This window comes from Flavobacterium sp. HSC-32F16, from assembly GCF_024171645.1.
In the GTDB taxonomy this organism is placed as follows: domain Bacteria; phylum Bacteroidota; class Bacteroidia; order Flavobacteriales; family Flavobacteriaceae; genus Flavobacterium.
Genome location: NZ_JALKAC010000003.1, coordinates 38,962 through 62,255, shown reverse-complemented (window position 1 = coordinate 62,255; position 23,294 = coordinate 38,962). Strand labels below are relative to the sequence as shown.

General features: G+C 32.7%; 16 protein-coding genes. 11 read left to right on the top strand and 5 right to left on the bottom strand.

Annotated features, from left to right (window positions below; all coding sequences use genetic code 11):
* Positions 1-178 precede the first annotated feature (178 nt).
* The 10 genes from L1276_RS11670 to L1276_RS11625 all read left to right on the top strand — a co-directional run bounded on the left by L1276_RS11670 (position 179) and on the right by L1276_RS11625 (position 16,336).
* Positions 179-2,917: a pitrilysin family protein gene (locus L1276_RS11670; protein WP_253787980.1), complete on the top strand. Its 2,739-nt coding sequence runs from the start codon at positions 179-181 to the stop codon at positions 2,915-2,917.
* Positions 2,918-3,281: 364 nt separating this feature from the next.
* Positions 3,282-5,222: a DNA topoisomerase (ATP-hydrolyzing) subunit B gene (gene gyrB / locus L1276_RS11665; protein WP_253787978.1), complete on the top strand. Its 1,941-nt coding sequence runs from the start codon at positions 3,282-3,284 to the stop codon at positions 5,220-5,222.
* A 111-nt stretch (positions 5,223-5,333) separates the two neighbouring features.
* A complete protein-coding gene (gene mdh, locus L1276_RS11660; protein ID WP_253787976.1) occupies positions 5,334-6,269 on the top strand; it encodes a malate dehydrogenase in 936 nt (311 codons plus the stop codon).
* A gap of 227 nt (positions 6,270-6,496) precedes the next feature.
* On the top strand, positions 6,497-9,472 hold the full coding sequence (gene secDF / locus L1276_RS11655; protein WP_253787974.1) for a protein translocase subunit SecDF: 2,976 nt from the start codon (positions 6,497-6,499) through the stop codon (positions 9,470-9,472).
* Between the two features lie 85 nt (positions 9,473-9,557).
* Positions 9,558-10,169 (top strand): acyloxyacyl hydrolase, encoded by a 612-nt coding sequence (locus L1276_RS11650; RefSeq protein WP_253787972.1) that lies wholly within the window; start codon positions 9,558-9,560, stop codon positions 10,167-10,169.
* A 249-nt stretch (positions 10,170-10,418) separates the two neighbouring features.
* Positions 10,419-11,417 carry a TssN family type VI secretion system protein gene (locus L1276_RS11645; RefSeq protein ID WP_253787970.1) on the top strand — a complete coding sequence of 333 codons (999 nt, stop codon included), beginning with the start codon at positions 10,419-10,421 and terminating at the stop codon, positions 11,415-11,417.
* Positions 11,418-11,476: 59 nt separating this feature from the next.
* Positions 11,477-12,328: a hypothetical protein gene (locus L1276_RS11640; RefSeq protein WP_253787968.1), complete on the top strand. Its 852-nt coding sequence runs from the start codon at positions 11,477-11,479 to the stop codon at positions 12,326-12,328.
* Positions 12,329-12,346: 18 nt separating this feature from the next.
* Positions 12,347-12,826 (top strand): DUF4280 domain-containing protein, encoded by a 480-nt coding sequence (locus L1276_RS11635; protein ID WP_253787966.1) that lies wholly within the window; start codon positions 12,347-12,349, stop codon positions 12,824-12,826.
* Positions 12,827-12,861: 35 nt separating this feature from the next.
* Complete coding sequence (locus L1276_RS11630; protein WP_253787964.1) at positions 12,862-15,159, top strand: CHAP domain-containing protein; 2,298 nt, start codon at positions 12,862-12,864, stop codon at positions 15,157-15,159.
* A gap of 10 nt (positions 15,160-15,169) precedes the next feature.
* Positions 15,170-16,336 carry a hypothetical protein gene (locus L1276_RS11625; protein WP_253787962.1) on the top strand — a complete coding sequence of 389 codons (1,167 nt, stop codon included), beginning with the start codon at positions 15,170-15,172 and terminating at the stop codon, positions 16,334-16,336.
* Between the two features lie 411 nt (positions 16,337-16,747).
* Here L1276_RS11625 and lgt read toward each other — a convergent pair whose 3' ends face one another.
* The 5 genes from lgt to L1276_RS11600 all read right to left on the bottom strand — a co-directional run bounded on the left by lgt (position 16,748) and on the right by L1276_RS11600 (position 21,760).
* Positions 16,748-17,680: a prolipoprotein diacylglyceryl transferase gene (gene lgt / locus L1276_RS11620; RefSeq protein WP_253787960.1), complete on the bottom strand. Its 933-nt coding sequence runs from the start codon at positions 17,678-17,680 to the stop codon at positions 16,748-16,750.
* 68 nt (positions 17,681-17,748) lie between these two features.
* Entirely contained in the window at positions 17,749-17,997 is a 249-nt protein-coding gene (yidD, locus tag L1276_RS11615) for a membrane protein insertion efficiency factor YidD (protein WP_253787958.1), read from the bottom strand.
* 93 nt (positions 17,998-18,090) lie between these two features.
* A complete protein-coding gene (gene cysS, locus L1276_RS11610) occupies positions 18,091-19,569 on the bottom strand; it encodes a cysteine--tRNA ligase (protein WP_253787956.1) in 1,479 nt (492 codons plus the stop codon).
* Between the two features lie 136 nt (positions 19,570-19,705).
* Positions 19,706-20,377 (bottom strand): GTP cyclohydrolase I FolE, encoded by a 672-nt coding sequence (gene folE, locus L1276_RS11605; protein ID WP_253787954.1) that lies wholly within the window; start codon positions 20,375-20,377, stop codon positions 19,706-19,708.
* A 186-nt stretch (positions 20,378-20,563) separates the two neighbouring features.
* Positions 20,564-21,760 carry a pyridoxal phosphate-dependent aminotransferase gene (locus L1276_RS11600; protein ID WP_253787952.1) on the bottom strand — a complete coding sequence of 399 codons (1,197 nt, stop codon included), beginning with the start codon at positions 21,758-21,760 and terminating at the stop codon, positions 20,564-20,566.
* A 122-nt stretch (positions 21,761-21,882) separates the two neighbouring features.
* Between L1276_RS11600 and L1276_RS11595 the strand changes: the two genes are divergently transcribed.
* A complete protein-coding gene (locus L1276_RS11595) occupies positions 21,883-23,208 on the top strand; it encodes a PDZ domain-containing protein (protein ID WP_253787950.1) in 1,326 nt (441 codons plus the stop codon).
* Positions 23,209-23,294 lie beyond the last annotated feature (86 nt).

The window sequence follows — 23,294 nt, the reverse complement described above, 5'->3', positions numbered from 1 at the left end:
CAAATGGGATTTTTAAATAAAACCGAAACGAATAGTTAATCTTCGTTTCGGTTTTTTTTAGATTGTTTTCTTGGGATTTTTTGCAATTCCTAAATCTTAGTTAATGTAGGTTTTTACTTTAAGAAAAATATTATATTTGGTCGTCATTAACAAATTAATAACCAATCAAACACAACCTATGAAAAACGTATTACTAAGTGGAATTTTATGCTGTGCATTAGTTTCATTAAGTCCAATTTATGCACAAAAAAAGGCGGAGGTGCCTAAATACATTACCAATGTTGAAGGAATTAAGGAGTATTCACTAAACAACGGATTAAAAGTTCTTTTAATTCCAGATGCCTCTCAAAGTAACATGGTAGTCAATATTGTTTACAATGTTGGTTCCAGAAATGAAGGTTATGGCGAAAAAGGAATGGCGCACTTACTGGAACATATGCTTTTTAAAAGTACTAAGAATTTAGGCGATATTAAAAAGATGCTTTCAGACAAAGGCGGAAATGCAAACGGAACCACTTGGTTAGACAGAACAAATTATTATGAGGTTTTCCCGTCAAGCGATGAAAATCTGAAATGGAGTATTGAAATGGAAGCCGACAGAATGATTCACGCTACCATTTTACAAACCGATCTTGATAAAGAATTTTCAGTAGTAAGAAATGAGTTTGAAATAGGCGAAAACAATCCTGATGGAGTTTTGCAGGAAAGAATCCTTTCTACAGCTTATTTATGGCACAATTACGGAAACAGCACCATAGGAAGTAAAGAAGATATTGAAAGAGTAAAAGCGAATACGCTTCGTGTTTTTTACGAAAAATATTATCAGCCGGATAATGCAACAATTATAATTGCCGGAAAATTTGATGAGCAGAAAGCATTACAGTATGTAGGGCAGTATTTTAGTGTAATACCAAGACCAAAAAGAGTTTTAGATAAAACGTATACAATCGAGCCTGCGCAAGACGGAGAAAAGTATGTAGAACTTAAAAGAGCGGGAGACAGCAAAAATGTAGGGGCTTTGTATCACACAGCATCTTATGTAGATAAAGATTATGCCGCAATTGATGCTTTAGGCGAGATATTAACCGCAGATCCATCGGGTTATTTGTATAAAACTTTGGTTGAAACACAAAAAGCATCCAGCATTTATTTTTGGCAGCCTACTGTAAGAGATGCCGGATTTATTTACTTTGGAGTAGCGGTGCCCAATGATAAAGATGTAAAAGAAACGAAAGAAATTGTTAGAACTGAACTGGATAAAATCGCAACAACAAAATATACAGATCAGGATGTAAACAGAGCAAAAGCAAAAATTATCAAGCAAATAGAAGCGGTTAAAAACAATACAATTTCCTACGCTATAAACCTTACCGAAATTATTGGTGCCGGAGATTACAGACTTGGTTTTTTGTATAGAGATGCAATTGAGAAATTGACAAAAGAAGATGTTCAAAGAGTTGCTGAAAAATATTTTAGAGCAAATAACAGAACAGTTGGTGTCTTTATTCCGGCTAAAGAAGAAGTAAGAATAAAAGCTAATGAATATACAGATGAACAATTATTAGCAGTTACAAAAGATTACAAAGGAAAAGCTCTGGAAAAAGAAGCAGCCTCATTTGAAGCGTCTATCAAAAATCTAAAACAAAATTTTGTTGAAGGAAAGTTAACCAACGGAATAAAATACGGATTGATTAAAAAAGAAATCAAAGGCGGAAAAGTTCAGGCAAGTTTTAAGTTTCCGGTTAGTAATGAGAAAGATTTAAATGGAAAAACAGACGTTGCCGGAATTTTGGCTCAGTTGTTAAAAACAGGAACAAAAACACAAACTAAAGAACAAATTCAGGATCGATTAGATCAATTAAAATCGTCTGTTAATTTTAATTTTTCAAGACAAACTTTATCTGTAAGTGTTAGTACTTATAAAGAAAATTTTAAAGAAGTAATGGGGATTTTAGCAGATTTGCTGACTAATTCAACTTTCCCGGAAAACGAATTGGCTAAAACAATCAGCGAGTACAATACATATTTAGAGTCTAGTTTAAATGATCCTCAGGCTGTTGCTTTTACAGAAATTACAAGACAAACTACAAAATATCCAAAAGGCAGTATTTTTTACACGCCAACTATTCAGGAACAAATAGATGCTTTCAAAAAAATCAAACAATCTGAAATTGTTGATTTTTACAAAAACATATTAGGCGGTAATAACGGAGTAGGAAGTGTAGTAGGGGACTTAGATGCTAAAAGTACAGGAGAAATTTTAGAAAACACATTTGGAAAATGGAATTCTAAATCGAAATATGAACTTGCTTTACCTACTTATTTTGAAACTCAAAAAGCGGATAAAGATATTATTACGCCAGATAAAGAAAATGCAGTTGCTTTAGGCAGAATCAGTTTTAGAATGGATCGAAAAAATGCAGATTATCCAGCATTTGTTATGGCAAATGAAATGCTAGGAAGCGGTGGCTTTTTAAGTGCAAGAATCCCGATGAGGTTAAGAGAAAAAGAAGGAATAAGTTACGGTGCAGGTTCTTTTGTGGATGTACCAATCACAAATGATGTTGCAGCATGGAGTTATTATGCTTTCTTGAATCCAACTAAAAAAAATGCGGTAGAAACGGCTGCAAAAGAAGAAATTGCAAAAGCAGTAAAAGACGGATTTACAGCAGAAGAATTAAAATCGAATCTGGTGAGCTGGCAGAATGAAAGAAAAACAAGATTAGGAGTTGATAATACTTTAATGGAGTTGGTTAACACTTATTTACAATTCAATGTGCCTTTGGACGACTATGATGAACTTGAAGCTAAAGTTAAAGCGTTAAAAGTTGAGGAAGTAAATAAGGTTTTGAAAAAATATATTTCTTTGGATAAAATGAGTTCAGTTTATGCAGGAGATTTTAATAAGAAAAACTAAGAGTTGGGAAAACACCAAGTTTTAAAACTCCAAACTCCAAATTAAAAATAGAATTTTAATCATAAAAACCGAAATGCATTTTTGATGTCATTTCGGTTTTTTATTTTAAAGCTAAAGTTTGGAATTTGAAATTTTTGAAGTCAAGAATTTAAGATTTCCAAAATGATTTTTGTGTTATTCCCATTTTTAGAATTTGGAATTTATGAATTTGGAATTTAAAATTGACTTTTAGGATTATTTTTTGGTTTTTCAGACAATTGTGTTAATAACTTAAGTGCTTTAAGTCGGAATTTTATGGGTATATAGTCTGCGTTTTTATATATTTGCGTGTTAGACAGTAAATACATTTTTTAGAATAAATTATATGAGCGAAGAAATCAAGAAGAACAATTATTCAGCAGATAGTATTCAGGCATTAGAAGGAATGGAGCACGTAAGAATGCGTCCATCGATGTATATTGGAGATGTAGGAGTTCGAGGGCTTCATCATTTGGTTTATGAAGTTGTTGATAACTCTATTGATGAGGCGATGGGAGGACATTGTGATACCATTGGTGTTGCAATTAACGAAGACGGTTCGGTTACAGTTGAAGATAACGGTCGTGGTATTCCAGTTGATTTACATAAAAAAGAAGGAGTTTCTGCACTTGAGGTTGTAATGACTAAAATTGGTGCCGGAGGTAAATTCGATAAAGATTCTTATAAAGTTTCTGGAGGACTTCACGGAGTTGGGGTTTCTGTAGTAAATGCACTTTCGGTTCATATGAAATCGACTGTGTTTAGAGAAGGAAAAATCTACGAGCAGGAATACGAAAGAGGAAAATCATTATATCCGGTAAAACAAATTGGAGAAACAGATAAAAGAGGTACACGTCAGACTTTCTATCCCGATAGTACAATCTTTACACAGACCATAGAGTTCTCTTATGATACATTGTCAGCGCGTATGCGTGAACTTTCTTTCTTAAACAAAGGAATCACAATTACGTTTACAGATAAAAGAGAAGTGGATGATAAAGGTGAATTCAGAAGTGAAGTGTTTCACTCTGATGAAGGACTTAAAGAATATATTCGTTATTTGGATGGTAACCGTGAGCCAATTGTTTCCCACGTAATCAGTATGGATAATGATAAAGGTGAAATTCCGGTAGAAGTTGCCTTAATCTACAACACAAGTTATACGGAGAATATTTTTTCTTACGTAAATAATATTAACACACACGAAGGAGGTACACACCTGCAAGGTTTTAGAAGTGGTTTAACAAGAACCCTTAAAAAATATGCTGATGCTTCTGGATTGTTAGATAAATTGAAATTTGAAATCGCGGGAGATGACTTCCGTGAAGGATTAACGGCTATTATTTCGGTAAAAGTTTCAGAACCTCAATTCGAAGGACAAACAAAAACAAAACTAGGAAATAGAGAAGTGGTTTCTCCTGTTTCTCAGGCGGTTGGAGAAATGTTAGAGAATTATTTGGAAGAAAATCCAAATGACGCTCGTATCATTATTCAAAAAGTAATTTTAGCTGCTCAGGCTCGTCACGCTGCGAAAAAAGCCCGTGAAATGGTACAGCGTAAAACTGTTATGGGTGGAGGCGGACTGCCAGGAAAATTATCAGATTGTTCTGAGCAGGATCCGGCAAGATGTGAGGTATACTTAGTCGAGGGAGATTCGGCTGGTGGAACAGCCAAACAAGGACGTGACCGTAATTTTCAAGCCATTTTGCCATTACGTGGTAAGATTTTGAATGTTGAAAAAGCAATGCACCATAAGGTATTCGAAAACGAAGAGATTCGAAATATTTTTACGGCTTTAGGAGTTACAGTAGGTACAGCAGAAGACAGCAAAGCGCTTAATATTGAAAAACTACGCTACCATAAAGTAATTATTATGTGTGATGCCGATGTCGATGGTAGTCACATTTCTACCTTAATATTAACGTTCTTCTTCCGTTTCATGAAAGAACTTATTGAAGAAGGACACGTATATATTGCAGCACCGCCTTTATATTTAGTTAAAAAAGGAAATAAAAAGGAATACGCATGGAATGATGTTCAGCGTGATCAGGCGAATGAAAGAATGGGAGGAAGTGCAGCTATCCAGCGTTATAAAGGTCTTGGAGAGATGAATGCTGAGCAATTGTGGGAAACAACAATGGATCCAAGCTTCAGAACATTACGTCAGGTAACAATCGATAGTCTGGCAGAGGCAGATAGAGTTTTCTCTATGTTAATGGGAGACGAAGTACCGCCGCGTAGAGAGTTTATCGAAAAGAATGCAGTTTACGCAAATATCGATGCCTAATAAAGTATAAGATAAGAGTCAATTCGTTTAATTGTTTAAATTTTACTTAAACGATTAAACGAATTGTCGATTTATTAAATAAATTAATTAATAACCGATAAAGTTAAAAATATGAAAGTTACCATTGTAGGAGCAGGAAATGTTGGAGCTACATGTGCAGATGTTATTTCTTATAGAGGAATTGCAAGCGAAGTAGTATTGTTGGATATTAAAGAAGGTTTTGCCGAAGGAAAAGCATTGGATATTACGCAATGTGCGACAAATACTGGTTTTAATACCAAAGTATCTGGTGTTACTAATGATTATTCTAAAACCGCTGGAAGTGATGTAGTGGTTATTACGTCAGGAATTCCTAGAAAACCGGGAATGACCAGAGAAGAATTAATTGGTATAAATGCAGGAATTGTGAAAACAGTTGCTGAAAATGTACTAAAATATTCTCCTGACACTATAATAGTTGTAGTTTCCAATCCTATGGATACAATGACTTACCTGGCTTTAAAAGCTACAGGTTTGCCAAAAAACAGAATTATTGGTATGGGCGGAGCGTTAGACAGCTCTCGTTTTAGAACTTACCTTTCTTTAGCATTAGACAAACCGGCAAATGATATTTCGGCAATGGTAATTGGTGGTCATGGAGATACTACTATGATTCCGTTGACACGTTTAGCATCTTATAACGGTATTCCGGTAACACAATTTCTTTCAGAAGAAGTATTACAAAAAGTTGCAGCCGACACTATGGTAGGTGGTGCAACTCTTACAGGTCTTTTAGGAACTTCGGCTTGGTATGCTCCGGGAGCTTCTGTAGCTTATTTAGTTGATAGTATTTTAAATGACCAAAAGAAAATGATTGCTTGTTCTGTTTTTGTAGAAGGAGAGTACGGGCAAAATGATATTTGTATAGGTGTACCGTGTATAATTGGTAAAAACGGTATTGAAGAGATTATTGATATCAACTTAAACGATCAGGAAAAGGCTTTGTTTGCTAAAAGTGCAGATGCGGTTCGCAGCATGAATGATGCTCTAAAATCGATTTTAGTATAATAAAAACAGGAAAAAAAGGAAAAGGCTGCACTTTTGCAGTCTTTTTTTTGAGATTAATTAATAAATAAATTGGTTAATCTTTTCGTTAATTATATATTTGCTCGATTTAAAAAAAATGTAGTAATTCGTGATCTCGATTTTTTAGTTTTAAAAACTCATGTCAGGGCTTATTTTTAGGGGATTTAAAACCAAAAACAAACATAAAACATAATTAATTTTTAGTAATAATGCAGAATAAAGGACTTATTAAATTTTTCGCAATACTATTTGCATTGGTAAGTATTTACCAACTTTCATTCACTTTTGTGGCAAATAATGTCAAAGGTGAGGCTAAAGCTTTTGCAGGAGATAATCCTGATAAAGAGCTAAAATATTTAGATTCTATCGGTAAAGAAAAAGTATTCAGTCTTGGTTTTACAGACTTCACTTATAATGAAGTAAAAAACAAACAGCTAAATAAAGGTCTTGACTTAGAAGGAGGAATCAACGTTATTCTTCAAATCTCTGTTAAAGATGTATTGAAAGGTTTAGCGAATAATTCTAAAAACCCGGTATTTAATAAATCGTTAGCTGATGCAACTGCGAATTTAGAAGGAAATAAGACTTATTTAAATAAATTCTTCGAAGCTTTTGAGGCTAACTCAAAAGGAACTGTAAAATTGGCTTCGCCAGATATTTTTGCAAACAGAAGTTTACAAGGAGACGGTGGTATCGATTTTCAAATGTCAGATGCTCAAGCTCAAAAAGTAATTAAAAGAAAAGTTGACGAGTCTATCGAAAGTGCTTACAAAGTATTAAGAGAGCGTATCGATAAATTTGGCGTTACACAGCCTAATATTCAAAAATTAGGAGAAACAGGAAGAATCTTAGTAGAGCTTCCAGGTGCTAAAGATGTAGATAGAATCAAAAAATTATTGGGTGGGAAAGCTCAATTAGAGTTTTGGGAAACTTACAAAATTGAAGAAGTTGGTAACTTCTTAGTTGCTGCTAACGAAGCTTTAAAAAAGACTGAAGTTAAGAAAACAGAAACTAAAACGGTTGCTAAAGATTCATTGAATGCTTTATTGACAGACAATTCTAAAGATTCTCTTGATACTAAAAAAGGAAATAATCCTTTATTTGACAAAATGATTGTTCAGGGTGGTGGTCCGGTTTTAGGATACTTTGCTACTAAAGATACTGCAGCAGTTAATGGTTATTTCAAAAGACCAGAAATCAGAATTTTATTAGGTGCTGACCAACACAATGCAAAATTTGTTTGGAGCAAACCAACTACTATAAAAGATGCTAAATCAAAAGATGTTGAAGCTGTAGAATTATACGCTTTAAAAGGAAACAGAGATAACGTACCTGCAATGAGCGGTGGTGTTGTAACTGATGCTAAAGATACTTTTGACCAAATGGGTAAACCAGCTGTTTCTATGCAAATGAACAGTCAGGGAGCTAAAGTTTGGGAAGAATTAACAGGAAGAGCTTTCTCTCAAAAAGGTTATATCGCTATTGTTTTAGATAACATCGTTTATTCTGCGCCAGGTGTTACAAGCGGTCCAATCGCCGGAGGAAGATCTGAAATTACAGGTTCTTTTGATGTTGCTGAAACAAAAGATTTAGCTAACGTATTAAATGCAGGTAAATTACCAGCTTCTGCAGATATTATTCAATCTACAGTTGTTGGACCATCTTTGGGTCAGGCTGCAATTGATGCAGGAACTATTTCATCTGTATTAGGATTCTTATTAGTTTGTGTTTGGATGGTATTCTATTATGGTAAAGCTGGATGGTATGCAAACCTTGCTTTATTATTGAACTTACTATTCTTATTTGGAATTATGGCAAGTTTTGGTTTTGTATTAACATTACCAGGTATTGCAGGTATTGTATTAACATTAGGTACGGCGGTAGATGCGAACATTATTATATATGAAAGAGCAAAAGAAGAATTACGAGAAGGTAAAACATTATCAGAAGCTGTAGCAGCATCTTACGGATGGCATGGTGCAATGCGTTCTATCATTGATGCAAACGTAACTCACGTATTAACTGGAGCTATCTTATTTATCTTTGGTACAGGACCAATTAAAGGTTTCGCCTTAACATTACTTATTGGTATCGTAACTTCATTGTTTACGTCTATCTTTATTGCTAGAATTTTCATTGACAGAAATATTGCAGGAAAAGGGGATTTAACTTTCTCTACAAGTATTACTAAAAATTGGTTTACAAACTTCCACTTTGACTTTATTAAAGTTAAAAAATTCACTTATATTTTCTCTTCTATTGTAACAGTAGTAAGTTTGACTTCTATCTTCTTTATTAACGGATTGGATGAAGGTGTTGATTTTGTTGGAGGTAGAACTTTCCAGGTTAAATTTGAAAAACCAATTGATGCAACTGCAGTATCAGATGAATTATCTGCTGCTTTTGGAACTCCGGTTGAAGCTAAAATTTTAGGGGATGATGATCAGTTAAAAATCACAACTAAATATAAAATTAAAGAAGACGGTGTAGCTATCGACGAAGAAGTGAACCAGAAATTATACAAAGCATTACAAAAATATTACCCAAATACTTCTTACGATAAATTTATCAACTCTTTTGACGGTAAAAAAATCGGAGTTTTACAAGCTTCTAAAGTTGGAGCTTCAATCTCAGAAGATATTAAAACAAACTCTTACTGGGCAGTTCTTGGAGCAATGGCAGTTATTTTCTTATACTTAATGGTATCTTTCCGTAAATGGCAGTATTCATTAGGTGCGATTGCAGCTGTTGCGCACGACGTTGTATTCGTATTAGGAATTTACTCTTTATGTTATAAATTTATGCCATTCCACATGGAGATGGATCAGCACTTTATCGCTGCGATTCTTACTGTAATTGGTTATTCTATGAACGATACTGTAATTGTATTTGACAGGGTAAGAGAATTTATCATCGGAAACCGTAAAGGTAGTTTCGAAGATATCGTAAATGCTTCTATTAATACTACATTATCTAGAACATTGAATACTTCATTAATGATGATCATTGTATTATTGACAATGTTTATTTTTGGTGGAGAATCTATCAGAGGATTTATCTTTGCGATGTTAATTGGTATTATTGTAGGTACTTATTCTTCTTTATTTATCGCAACACCAGTATTGGTTGATACGATTTCTAAAGATGAAAAACATACAATCGAAGACAAACATAATAAAGCGTAATTAATGCTTAAATTATATTTAAAAGATCCGGTGAAAGCTGGATCTTTTTTTTTGTGCTATATTTAAGGTAATTTAAAGATGATTTATGGATAGAAAATTACTTTTGGTCTTATTGTCTCTTTTTGCTTTAAAAATGGCGGCGCAAGAAGATAATTCAAGATTTTCTCTTGGTTTTAATTATGGCTTTGGAAGTGAATTTAATAATAGAAACTATACGTTTACAAATCACTTTTATAAAGCACAGCTCTATTATAAATTAAAGCAGACAAGATATTTTCAATACGAAATTTTGGTTCAGCCGGAAATTAATTTTGCAGAACATCAATTATTGAATTTTTATTTTGTTAAGCCTGAAACGCCAGACTATCAGCAAAAAAGAGATACATACACCCAGTTAAAAAATATTCATGAATATGTTCTCAATTGTGGTTTTTTAATTCGTAAACCTATTGGTGAAGTTTGTTCGTTTTATATTCTCGGAAGTATTGGGCCAATGATTACTGATACGGAAACAGAAAGAATGTCAAAAGGTTTTGCTTTCGCAGATGTTTTAGCCGTGGGATTTTCTTTAAAATACAATAAGCTGCAATTTGATATTCGCCCGAATATCAGACACGTTTCTAATGGTGGATTAAGCGATAGAAATTCGGGTTATAATACCAGAAATATAGAATTTGGGGTTTCGTATTCTTTATAAGATGAATTATTTTTTTAAATAATTAGTTGTTAATGTTTTAAGATAGAAAAAGAGTAAGTAGTTGGAATAACAATATTAATAGAAACGGGGTGCTGCCCCGTTTTTTTTATGTTTGAATATGTTAAAATGAAAGAAAATATTTATAATTATTAAAATAAAATGAAATAAAAAAGCTACATTAGTACCGGTTAAATTATGTAGATTATAATCTACACTTTTTTTGAATTAATCGTTAATTAATAGTTTAAAATGGTAAAAAAGCATTTGTTAAGCCTTGTTGATATTAGGCTCATTGTATTTTTAATTGTAATTATAGCACTTTGCGGTATACTTACTTTGCTTATTAGTGATAATGTAGAAGATTTTGGAAAAAAGTACAAAAAGAAATTTTATGGATATATCTTATCATTTATATTAATCTATGCTCTTATAGCATTTTTAGGCTATAACAAGCTCTTTAAAGAACTTAGATACGAGTTTATCTTTTATCAGACAGCTTCTTTGTTGTTAGGCATTTTAAACACATGGTTCTATCGCAAAATATTTCAGAAGTTTAATCTAAAAACTCAAAGTGTTGAATTAATGTTCTCCTTTATTATTCCACTATATTCTAGTATACTGTTTGTTATTATTTACACTTTTTTAAACGGAATAAATTTTACTCTTTTAATGAGTGCACATTTTATTTCGTTTGTTGTTCCCACCTGTATTTACATGGTATTCTGCTTTATGATGTTAATACCTCCAAGAAAATTTATTACCTGGACACCCGAAAAAAAATATTCAGCAATAAAAGACGAAGAAATGGAAGCTATTGTATTGATTACTTTTTTAATAAAGAAAAGTTATAATGATATCGAATATGCTTCGATAAGAGTACAGGCACCTGTTAAAGTAAATTTTGGGCGTTTATTTTTTCTTGCGGTTACAGGATATAACAGACAAAACCTAGACAATCAAATTGATTTGCTAATGCCTGATTCTCAAAATTACAATTGGGTCTTTTATTTGCAGTCCAAATGGTATGAAAAAAACCAATATATAAATGCTGATTATGATGGAGCAATGAACCAAATTACAGAAAACTCAGTAGTAGTATGCCAGCGTGAAATCGAAAAAAATACTGCTCCGGAAAAGAAGAAAAAAACTGATCAAAAATTGTATGGTATTCAATCGCATAACGAGGCAGCAGAACAAAAAAAAATTGAGGAATTAAAAGAAGTTGAGGAAGAAGGAGCGATAAAATAATTTTGGAATTAAATAAACATTTGAAAATTTAATTGAAGCCGTGTAATATGGGGAAAGAAGTGGATAAACAAAAAAAGAGAGAAGAGGTTTTATTTGTAAGTGAGGATTATGTGCTGCCGTTTCGTCCTTTTGAACTCAATCATGACTATTCAGTTTTGTATACGATTGAAAAAGATGATAAAAAACAAACTCTGGAACAAAATTTTAGTTTAAGATGGTTAAAGTCAGATACAAATCATGATGAGTTTTATTTTTTTCAAATTGATAAAATATCAGAGTTATTGATTGATGAAAAACCGATTGATACAAGAGCTTACAAGGTTGCAGAAAAAACAGCCGAACTGTTATATCCTTTAAGAATTGTGGTGAACAAATACGGAAAATGGGTCGATATAAATAGTTATCACAAATTAAAAGAACGCTGGGAAAATCAAAAAGAAGCTATTAAAGAACTATTTGATGGAAAAACCTTTGCGAGATTAGCCCAAAATATTGAAAATGCTATAGATGATGATAAATCTCTAGTAAGATTAATTTCCGGGAATTGGTTTTTAAGAGCCTATTTTAACGGAATACATAGATCCTATACCCGTAGTTTTGAAAGGGAAAGAAAATTATATTTTCCTGCCATTGCTTATACTGACGATCTGGAATTTTTAGTTATTCAAAAAGCAGTACCTTATTTAAATGACTTTAACCAAATAGAAGTAATACAAAGCGGAAAATCAACAGATGAAAATGTAGAAGAGCATTATGATGCCCAATATTACTTGAATCCTAATAATTATCTCATTGAGTACCTTTACTTAGAATGTGATTTGATTGATATGAGACGAAAAATTAAAGTTGAAGTTAAAAATTTAGATCAAAGTAAAATTACAGTAGACAGCAGGATATCGCTTTTAGTATAATAATAAAGAATCAAGATTATGGAAAAATATGTTGTTGTAGATGGCGCTGCGTGCAAATGCAAGTTTAGTGAAGACACGAATGCCACTGATATTTTAGTGGTAAAATCTCAAAAAAAACATTTTGCGAACGACAAAGGAGCCAATAAAAAATTGATAGCCACAACCAAAGATATTAATCAAACCTTAAAGAATGGCACTTTTGGCAAATGTACCTTACAGCCTACATCAAGCGGTAATAAACCCTGCATGGTGACAATACCCCAATGGTATGATCCTTATGAAAAAGTAACCTTAAGCAATCAGGGCAAAATTTTGACAGAAGACAGTACAGCGGAATGCCCTGTAGGCGGACCAAAATGTATAGAAATTTTTAAGCATGGACAGGTCGCCGAAGTAGGAAGCCAGCAGATGCAAAAAGCAGATCGTGATGCCTTAAAGCAGATTAATCCTTTGTTAAATCCTGATGAGTTGGAAGATGAAATGGCGATTTGTTCTTAAAAAATAATAGCCGTACTGTAAAATAGTAAAAAAATATGAGCAAAGTAAAAATATATGGTAATCCCAATCCTGTGATAGGAATAAAAGAGTATTATTCTATACATGATTTTTTTGGCAGTTCTGCTCCATCTAAATTCATTGATCCAATAGAAAATATACCTGACGAAAATATCAAATGGAGTGTCTGGATATTATTAGGAAATGAATGGGTAAAAATGACCAAAAATAATAAGACAGGTGCAACTGTAGATTATACCTTTTACCAGCAGAGCCTTGATAGAAAAGGAATCAGAATGCTGGTTGATGCCAACGGCGAAAAAGCAGTTTTGGATATTAAAACCAAAAAAAATACAGAAAGCAAGATACTGCATGTCGAAATTTTGGATAGCCTTGGAAAAAAGCCCACCAAACTATTTAGCTATGGCGAAACTATTACAGCTCGCATACATTGCCTAAATATGGAAAAATTTCGCATAAACGTTACTTTATGGGAAAATGACGGAGGCAAAAAAGATCTTAGCGATATTAGTATACAAACTAAGGAGACCAATGTGCAAAATGGAAAAGCCGATGTAGAATTTACGTTCGACCTAGGAAAAGTATGGCTGGTCAATGCAAAGTCAGCACCTGGTGAGTTAAACGAAGGGGCATTTCATGAATATTATGTAACTGCTGAGTTTTACAAAAAAGTTTCGAAACCTACGGAAAATGTCAATGTAATTAATCCAGATTATAAAGAAGATATATTTGCAAAAGTGCCGGTTCCTAAACCTTCAAAAAAAGAAACCAGGGGAATAGCAAAATCAGATAAAAAAGCTCACGATTACCAGGAACAGAAAATAGCGGTAAATACAACTGTTGTTTACGACCCACAGCAAGAATTTATAAATAGTTTATTGATGGTGGGGGCAGAGGATTCTATTTGGAATAAAAATCATAAAGATGGAGAATGTCTAAATTGTATTGCTGCAGTAAAGGCTGGGCAATTAAAAAAAATATTTACACAAACAGATTTGTCTATTTTAGAAACTGTTGGCGCAATATATACAAAGTATATGAAAGAGCTGGGTATGGATACCTGCTGGAACAAAGCACATTTTTTTGCACAGGCCGTTGTAGAAAGCGGTAAAGAGCTCACTGTAAAAGGTGCAGGAGAAAGTTTTAATTACTTAGCAGATGATTTGCATCTAGGCAGATGGAATGAAAACAAAACAAAACGCAAAATTATTTTTTCATATTTCGCAACACATAGAGGAGAAGCTTATCAATATGGCAGAATTGAAGAAATCAAAAATGGCAAAAAAACAATTACCCAATATGCCAATCAAGAAATGATTGCCAAACTGGCTTACGGACCCAACGCAGCAAAAGGTGTAGAACTTGGTAATACGCAGCCCAATGACGGCTGGGATCTTAGAGGACGAGGCCTAGTACAGCTTACAGGAAGGGCTGGTTACGAATATGCAAACAATTATACAAAAAGAGAAGGAGCAGATATTGTACAAAACCCTGATTTAATTGTTGCAAATGTGGCAGTTGCCGTTTTATCTTCAATGGCATTTTTTAAGTGGAAAGGAATAAATAAGATTGCTAATGAACAATCACACACAAAACTTATTTCTCAACAAGTAGGAAATGATGTACCACTTGCCAATGGAAAAAGAAATCATACCGAAAAACAAGAAGTGTTTACCAAAAATACAGCTGTTGTATTTGAAACCGATATTTGTAAATATGGAGAGAAGCAAGTGGCAACAGATTTAAAAATTCAGCAGGGTATTAACTGGCTGGAGAGTATTGCAATAGACCAAAAGCTTGCAGATGATAAATCAAATTATAAAGTTTTGTACAGTCAGGATGGAGACAGAACCTCGCAACAAGGAGAAGATGTTATGGATTGTTCGGAGTTAATTTGTAGGTATTTGCAAAAAATAGAATGGAGCTCACAAGTTTTAAGCATGAACACTTCTGCTCTGTATACTTATGCACAAAATAACTCAAAATGGTTAGAAAAGCACAATTCTACAAGTTATAAACCTAAAGTAGGGGATATTTTTATCTGGAAAAACGATGCTGGGAGTAATGGACATACAGGAGTAGTAGTAAGTTATGATAAAACTAAAGATGTAGTAACAACTATTGAGGCAATTAAAAGTCTAGAAAAGCCTGAAGATATAGACGATGCAATTCAACTACAAGGGGTTGTTAAATTGAAATGGAGGAGGTTAAGTAAACACTTAATGAATCATCCTGTCAGAACATCAACTTATACTGCTTCAACCTGCAGATTTTATACGCCAAAAGTACATTATTCAAAACAAGATAAAAAATAGATACATTATTATGAAAACATTTAGCTTACTAGTACTTTGTTTTTTTACATTTTTTTTAAGCTGTAAAGACAAAGAAAATGCTAAAAAAATAGTCAATAATCATAAAAAAGATACTCTAAATATTGATGTAACTGAAATAAAAAAAATTATAAAGCTTCAGAAAAATGCAAATTATATAGATTATCGACCAGATAATCCTTATTTGCCTTCAGAAAAAGATCTTCTTATTCTTATACCTTTTGTTACACAAGAATTAAAAAATGCAGGCTATAAGACATTGTCTAATGGTGAATTTGAAAGAAGAATTAGTGATTTAATAAAAGATAATAAAGTAAAAAAATACAGTGCATTTACAACAATTTTTACTAATAAATTTGATAGAAAATCCTCTACTCTTAATCAATTTGAATTTGAATTTGATGTAAATAATCAATTTGTTATTAAAAAATATAATTTCATCATTCCAACGTTATTTTTGGAAGATGTTATAAAAATAAATAAAGATAACAGCTATTCAATTAGTATACCCCATTATATAATTGCAAGAAATAAATATTTATTTAATGACAGTCAAGCTGATTTAGACTGGCTCCTTGTTAATGATCAGGATTTTTTAAAAAGTCTAGTTAATTCTTTAGGTTATGATAAGGAACCTAGAATAAATAAGCTATTATTAGAGGATTATTATGAAATGTACAATGATTCTCAACCTACCGAGAAGCAATTAATTGGCACTGTTTTTTTTACAAAAGATTTGAATAATAATTTTTGTATCAGGCAAGGTCTGGTAGACTATGTTAAAAACAATACTAGGGCAAACGATAATAGATTTATTTATGCTTTAAATTATTATAGTTTTGCTTTGTATGAAAAAGAATTAGGAGAAGAATTTGGAAGTAAAAATCCATTTAAAATGTTTAATGATGTTGAAAAAGCTCATATTGCTGCTGTGATTGCGAGCATAGAAGTACCTGCAATTATTAAATATAAGCCACATAATCCTGGGTTATGGAGTAATGCGGGATCGGCATTATATGATTTGCTTGTAGAGCATCCCGAAATTGAAGATATTATAGTAAAACACAATTATTTTGGTATAAAGAACATGAAGCAGGTATTGGAGGATACTATTGATGAAATTGATGTAGATAAAATTAAAAGAGGTGAAGATTTCTAGCTTACGAAAAAACAGGTCTTACTCCTACTTTGTTTTTTTACATTTTTTTAAGCTGTAAAAACAAAGTAGATGAAAAAAAAATAGTCAGCATTCCTCAAAAAGCTATGAAATTAGAGAATACTGTTAGTAAAATTGAAGTTATAATATAACGTGATATCCGAATGAGACTAAAACAAAACTTTAAAGAACAAATCAGAAAAAAATGTAAAGAATAAAATGGCTTATAATAAATGTATAAAAAAAATAGGATTACTGATTGTAGGAATAAATATAAAGAAGCTAACTTAAAACAGAATCTTTTTTTAATTTTCCCAGTTTCCTCCTAAAAGGTTTGCATACTTAATAAAAGAAAAAGTCCAGTATAAATGAATTATACTGGACTTTATTATTTTTAAAAGTTTCTTTCTTTTACTATGAAGCCGCTAAGGGATTTCTTTGTGCTCTAATGATGAAGAAAAGACCAATTATAATAAAAGGAATACTTAACCATTGACCGGTTGAGAATAAACCTAATTCTTCTTCGATACCGCCCTGGCTTTCTTTTACAAATTCTACAATAAAGCGAACTACAAATAAAAGCACTAAAAACAATCCGAATAAGTATCCTGATTTAAGTCTTGCATTTGTTTTCCAGTAAAGGAAAAATAAGATAGCAAATACAAAAATATAGCAAAATGCTTCGTATAATTGTGTTGGGTGTTTTGCAGGAACCTGTGCTAATAAATCAGTAAATTTTGGGTTTGCTGCAATGGCATTGTAAGCTTCTTTTGGATTTGCGATTTGAGTTGCATTTACGGCTTCTGCTTTGCTGAATTTATCATGTAAAAAACGAATTCCAAAAGCAGAGGTTGTTTCATGACCAATAATTTCTGAATTCATAAAGTTCCCTAAACGAACAAAAATAGCACCGCTAGCAACCGGAATAACGACACGGTCTAAAATCCAAAGCAACGGACGTTTTAGGATCATTTTGCTATAGTAATACATAGCCAGAATAATAGCAATTGCGGCACCGTGGCTGGCTAATCCCTGAAAACCTGTAAACTCAAATTTTGGTTCGAATTTAAAAGGTAAAAAGATTTCAAGTAAATGATTTCTAAAATACTCCCAGTCATAAAATAAAACATGTCCTAAACGAGCTCCAATTAAAGTTGCTAAAACAGTCCAGACAAATAACGAATCTAATTTGTCTATTGATTCATGTTCGCGTTCGAAAATCTTTTTCATTAGGAACCAGCCTAAACCAAAAGCAATTACAAACATTAAACTGTAATAACGAATCATAAAAAATCCTAAATCTATTCCTTCTGAAGGATTCCAAACGATATTTAAAGGATGTGTCATATATGGTAATTTTTTTATTATGTTTTGTAAAAATAGATATTAAATGCGGAGCAAATCTTTATAAAAAGTTAATGTTTATGTGAACATTTCTTTTCTGGAACGGGATCGTAACCAGTCCTTCCCCAGGGATGACAGCTTAAAATTCTTTTCATTCCTAAATATCCCCCGTAAAATAATCCGTGAATCTGCAATGCCTGAATCATGTATGTTGAACACGTTGGCTCAAACCTGCATGAAGCGGGTGTAAAAGGTGAAATCGCAGTTTGATAAAAGCGCACCAATATTACAAACGGATATATTAGAATTTTTGATAACATATTTTTTAGTAAACAGTGATCAGTATTTGGTAATCAGTTAAAGTAAAGTTTAAATCCAAACACTTTATACTGATTGCTGAATACTTTGTTTTATTAGATACTAAAAGAAGTTCCTTCTTTACCGTCTTTTAACTGAATTCCAAGAGCAATTAACTGATCGCGAATTTGATCTGAAAGGGCGAAATTTTTATCGGCTCTGGCCTGATTTCTCATTCCGATAAGCATGTTTACAACACCTTCTAATTTATCATTATTGCTGTCAGAAGCTTTCTCATCGCTTAAACCTAAAACGTCAAAAACAAAAGCATTTATTGCTGTTGAAAATGATTTTAAATCTTCGGCAGAGATAGTTTCTTTTCCTTCTTTTAATAAATTGATATAACGAACAGCTTCAAATAATTGGGCAATCAATATTGGCGTGTTAAAATCGTCGTTCATAGCATCATAACAAGCTTGTTTCCATGCAGCAAAATCAACAGAACTCGAAGTACCTGCAGTTATTGCAGGTAATGCTTCAATAGCTTCCATTAATCTTTTGTATCCTTTTTCAGCAGCTGTAATAGCATCATCAGAGAAATCTAAAATACTTCTGTAATGTGCCTGTAACATAAAGAATCTGGTTACAGAAGCAGAAAACGCTTTACTTAAAATAGTATTATCGCCGCTTAAAATTTCTCCCGGTAAAATATTATTTCCGGTAGATTTTGCCATTTTCTTTCCGTTAAGCGTAAGCATATTGGCATGCATCCAGTAATTTACCGGCGATTGTCCTGTGCAGGCTTCGTTTTGAGCAATTTCACATTCATGATGCGGAAATTTTAAATCCATTCCGCCTCCGTGAATGTCGAAATGATTTCCTAAATATTTAGTACTCATTGCGGTACATTCTAAGTGCCATCCCGGGAAACCATCGCTCCATGGAGAAGGCCATCTCATGATATGTTCCGGTTCTGCTTTTTTCCAAAGTGCAAAATCCTGCGGGTTTCTTTTGTCAGATTGTCCGTCAAGATCACGCGTATTCGCCAGCATATCTTCGATGTTTCTGCCGCTTAGAATTCCGTAATTGTTAGTTTCATTATATTTTACGACATCAAAATAAACTGATCCATTGGCTACATAACCAATTCCGGTATCAATGATTTTTTTGATGATTTCGATTTGCTCAATAATATGTCCCGTTGCAGTTGGTTCAATACTTGGAGGTAAAAAGTTGAATGATTTTAGAATGTCGTGAAAATCAACAGTATATCGCTGAACAACTTCCATTGGCTCTAATTGCTCTAAACGTGCTTTTTTAGCAATTTTATCTTCACCTTCATCAACATCATCTACAATATGACCAACATCGGTAATATTTCGAACATAACGAACTTTATAATCCAAGTGTAAAAAATACCTGAAAATTACGTCAAAAGACATAAAAGTCCTTACGTTTCCTAAATGTACATTACTATAAACCGTTGGTCCGCAAACATACATTCCAACATTTCCTTCATGGATTGGTTTGAAATTTTCTTTTTCACCCGAAAGTGAGTTGTATATTTTTAACGGTTGCGTTGTATATAAAGGCATATTCTTTTTTAGTTGATTTTTTTTAGGAGCTATTCCTGCTGTTAGCTATATCTTTTATCTCGTAATGACGAGTCTATAAAAGAATGCTGCTTCCATCTAGGCTAGACCATAAATATAATAGAAATATCGTAAAAAATTAGAACTGAGTATCTAATTTAATATAATCCAAAAACTCTCTTTTTGTTTGAGGATCTTTGAATTTTCCGCCAAATTCAGAAGTTACTGTACTGCTTTCAATATCTTTAATTCCTCTTGAGTTTACACAAAGGTGTTTAGCGTCGATAACGCAGGCAACATCTTCTGTACCTAAAGCTTTTTGAAGTTCCTGAACAATCTGCATTGTTAAACGCTCCTGTACCTGAGGTCTTTTAGCATAATATTCAACAATACGGTTCATTTTTGATAGGCCGATAACTCTTCCGTTTGAAATATATGCAACGTGAGCACGTCCTATAATTGGCAGTAAATGGTGTTCGCAGGTAGAATAAACCGTAATGTTTTTCTCTACTAACATTTCACCATACTTGTAATTGTTGTCAAAAGTAGAAGCTTTTGGCTGTTTTGCAGGATTAAGACCTCCAAAAATCTCTTTTACAAACATCTTTGCAACTCGATTTGGAGTTCCTTTTATGCTGTCATCTGTCAAATCCATTCCAAGAGTCTGCAGAATGCTTTCAACATCTTTTTTAATTTTTTCTATTTTTTCTTCATCAGTTATATCAAAAGCATCCTCTCTTAAAGGGTTTTTTGCATTACTGCTGAAATGACTGTCACCTATTTCGTCTAAAAAATCTTCGTTATTTATCATTAAAAACTACTATTATAATGGGTATATCTTTTTAAGGCGGTAAAGATAATTAATAAATAGGAAACCTTTTCTATCGTTTTTATTATTTAATCGATCCTTGTTAGATATAATTTAAATTTGGTCTAAAATACAAAAGACAATAACGCGAATTGTTATTGTCTTTTGAAAGTTTAAGTTTAGTTTGTATTATCTATTGTTGTACGCCAGTAAAGCTTCTTTTAAGATATTTACTGCTGTAATTAGATCTTTTTTGTTTAAAACATACGCAATTCGAACCTGATTCAGTCCCATTCCCGGAGTCGAATAAAATCCTTTTGCAGGAGCAATCATTACCGTTTCACCATTTAAGCTGTAACTTTCTAAAAGCCACTGAGCAAAATCATCAGAATCCTCAATTGGCAGTTGTGCAATGCAATAAAAAGCACCTTTTGGTTTCGTTACAATAACGCCTTCAATTTTATTCAATTCAGAGATTAAAGTATTGCGGCGTTCTTTATATTCACTAATTACTTCGTCAAAATAACTTTGAGGTGTATCAATTGCAGCTTCGCAGGCAATCTGCTCAATTGTTGGCGGACTTAAACGTGCCTGAGCAAATTTCATAACCGTTGCCAGTACTTCTTTATTTTTAGTAATCAAACAGCCAATTCTTGCACCACACATACTGTAACGTTTTGACACAGAATCAACCATGATTACATTTTGCTGTACATCTTCTAAATTCATTACAGAAAAATGTACGTCATCTCCATCATATAAAAACTCACGATAAACTTCGTCAGCAATTAAATACAAATCGTATTTTTTAATTAAGCCGGCTAATTGTTTGATTTCGGCTTCAGAATATAAATATCCGGTTGGATTACCCGGATTACAAATTAAAATTGCTTTCGTTTTTGGAGTAATCAGTTTTTCGACTTCTTCGATACTTGGCAAAGCAAATGCCGTTTCGATAGTTGAAACCAAAGGAACTACAGTTGCACTTGTAGAAGATGCAAACGCATGATAATTAGCATAAAAGGGTTCAGGAATAATGATTTCATCTCCCGGATCCGTAATCGTGGCCAGTGCAAACAAAAGGGCTTCAGAGCCACCAGTCGTAACGATGATGTCTTCTGAGTTAACATTTACATTTTGGCGCTGGTAAAATTGAGCTAATTTTTTTCTGTAACTTTCATATCCGGCTGACGGACTGTATTCGATAAGAGTTAAATCAATATTTTTTACCGCCTCGATGGCCACTTCGGGTGTCTTGATATCCGGTTGACCAATGTTTAAGTGATACACTTTGTGTCCTTTTTTCTTTGCTAAATCTGCATAAGGAGCAAGCTTGCGTATCGGTGATTCGGGCATGTTTCTGCCTTTGCTTGAAATTGTTGGCATGAGATTTTTTATTGAAGTGCAAATTTGCATTTTTTTTTCGAATTTAACGTAAACAATACGAGTACTTATAAAAATGTAACAATAATAAATATATTTACTAATTTTATAATAAAATATTGTCAATGAAAAAATATATCGTCGTGTTTTTTGGCTTATTGCTGCCTTTTTGCTTAAAAGCTCAAGATAGTTTTATTATTGAAAGCAATAAAAAAAAGGCCGTAATTCCCTTTAAATTGATAAATAACCTCATTTTTATTCCGATAAAGGTAAACGGAATCGAACTGAATTTTCTATTAGATTCGGGCGTCGAGGAAACGATCTTGTTTAGTATGGATGAAATGCAGGAAGTTAAATTTAATAATGTCGAAAAAATCAGACTGAGAGGTTTAGGATCTGAAAACGAAATTGAAGGACTGAAATCAACAAAAAATACTTTCGAAACCCACGGATTAAGATCGGATAATCATCTGTTGTATGTTATTTTGGACCAAAGTTTTAATCTTTCATCTCATATTGGTATTCCGGTTAATGGAATAATTGGCTATAAATTTTTCAAGAACAATCTGGTTGAAGTTAACTACGAAAAAAGAAAAATAATTGTTCATACCAATAATGAAAAATTTAGAAATAAATTAAATAAAAAATTTAAAGCCATTCCCATAACTATAGAAAAATCAAAGCCTTATATATATACAAATGCGGTGGTTGACAGTGTAGATGTGAAAGCTAAATTGTTAATTGATATTGGCAACAGCGATGCATTTTGGATTTTTGAAAACAATAAAATAAAGCTGCCCAAAAAGAATTTTCCGGATTATTTAGGAAAAGGTTTCAGCGGCGATATTGAAGGACATCGTGCCAGAATAAAAATGTTTTCAATAGATGAATTTGATTTTAAAAGACCAATAGTAGCATTTCCTGATTCATCATCTATTAAAAACGTAAAAATGGTTCCGGATCGAATAGGTTCTGTTGGAGGTGAAGTTTTAAAACGATTTACAGTGGTATTAGATTACAAAGACCAAAAATTATATCTAAAAAAGAATGGTAAATTCTCAGAACCCTTTACCTATAATAAAAGCGGAATTACGATTCAGCATAATGGCTTGCAGTGGGTTCAGGAAACGGTTCACTTAGAGACAGTTCAAGTTGCTACATCATTAAACGAAAGCGAAATGAATCAAAATAATGGAGGAAATTTTAGATATAAATTTTCATTAAAACCCATTTTTGAAATCGTTAATATTAGAAAACAGTCAGCTGCTGAAAAATGCGGTTTACTTAAAGGCGATATTATTGTAAGTATCAATAACGAAAGACCGTACAAATATTCCTTACAGCAGATAAATCAGCTTTTAAAGTCCGAAGAAGTTATCTGGATTACTATTGAAGTGGAGAGAAACAGCCTTGTTTTAAAATTTAGATTCAAATTAGAAGATGAGTTGTAATTGCTTTTTTATGAATTAGTTTTTGATTTGAAAAATTGTAAATTACTTTCTACATATTTATAAAATTAATAAGAAAATTAAGTTTT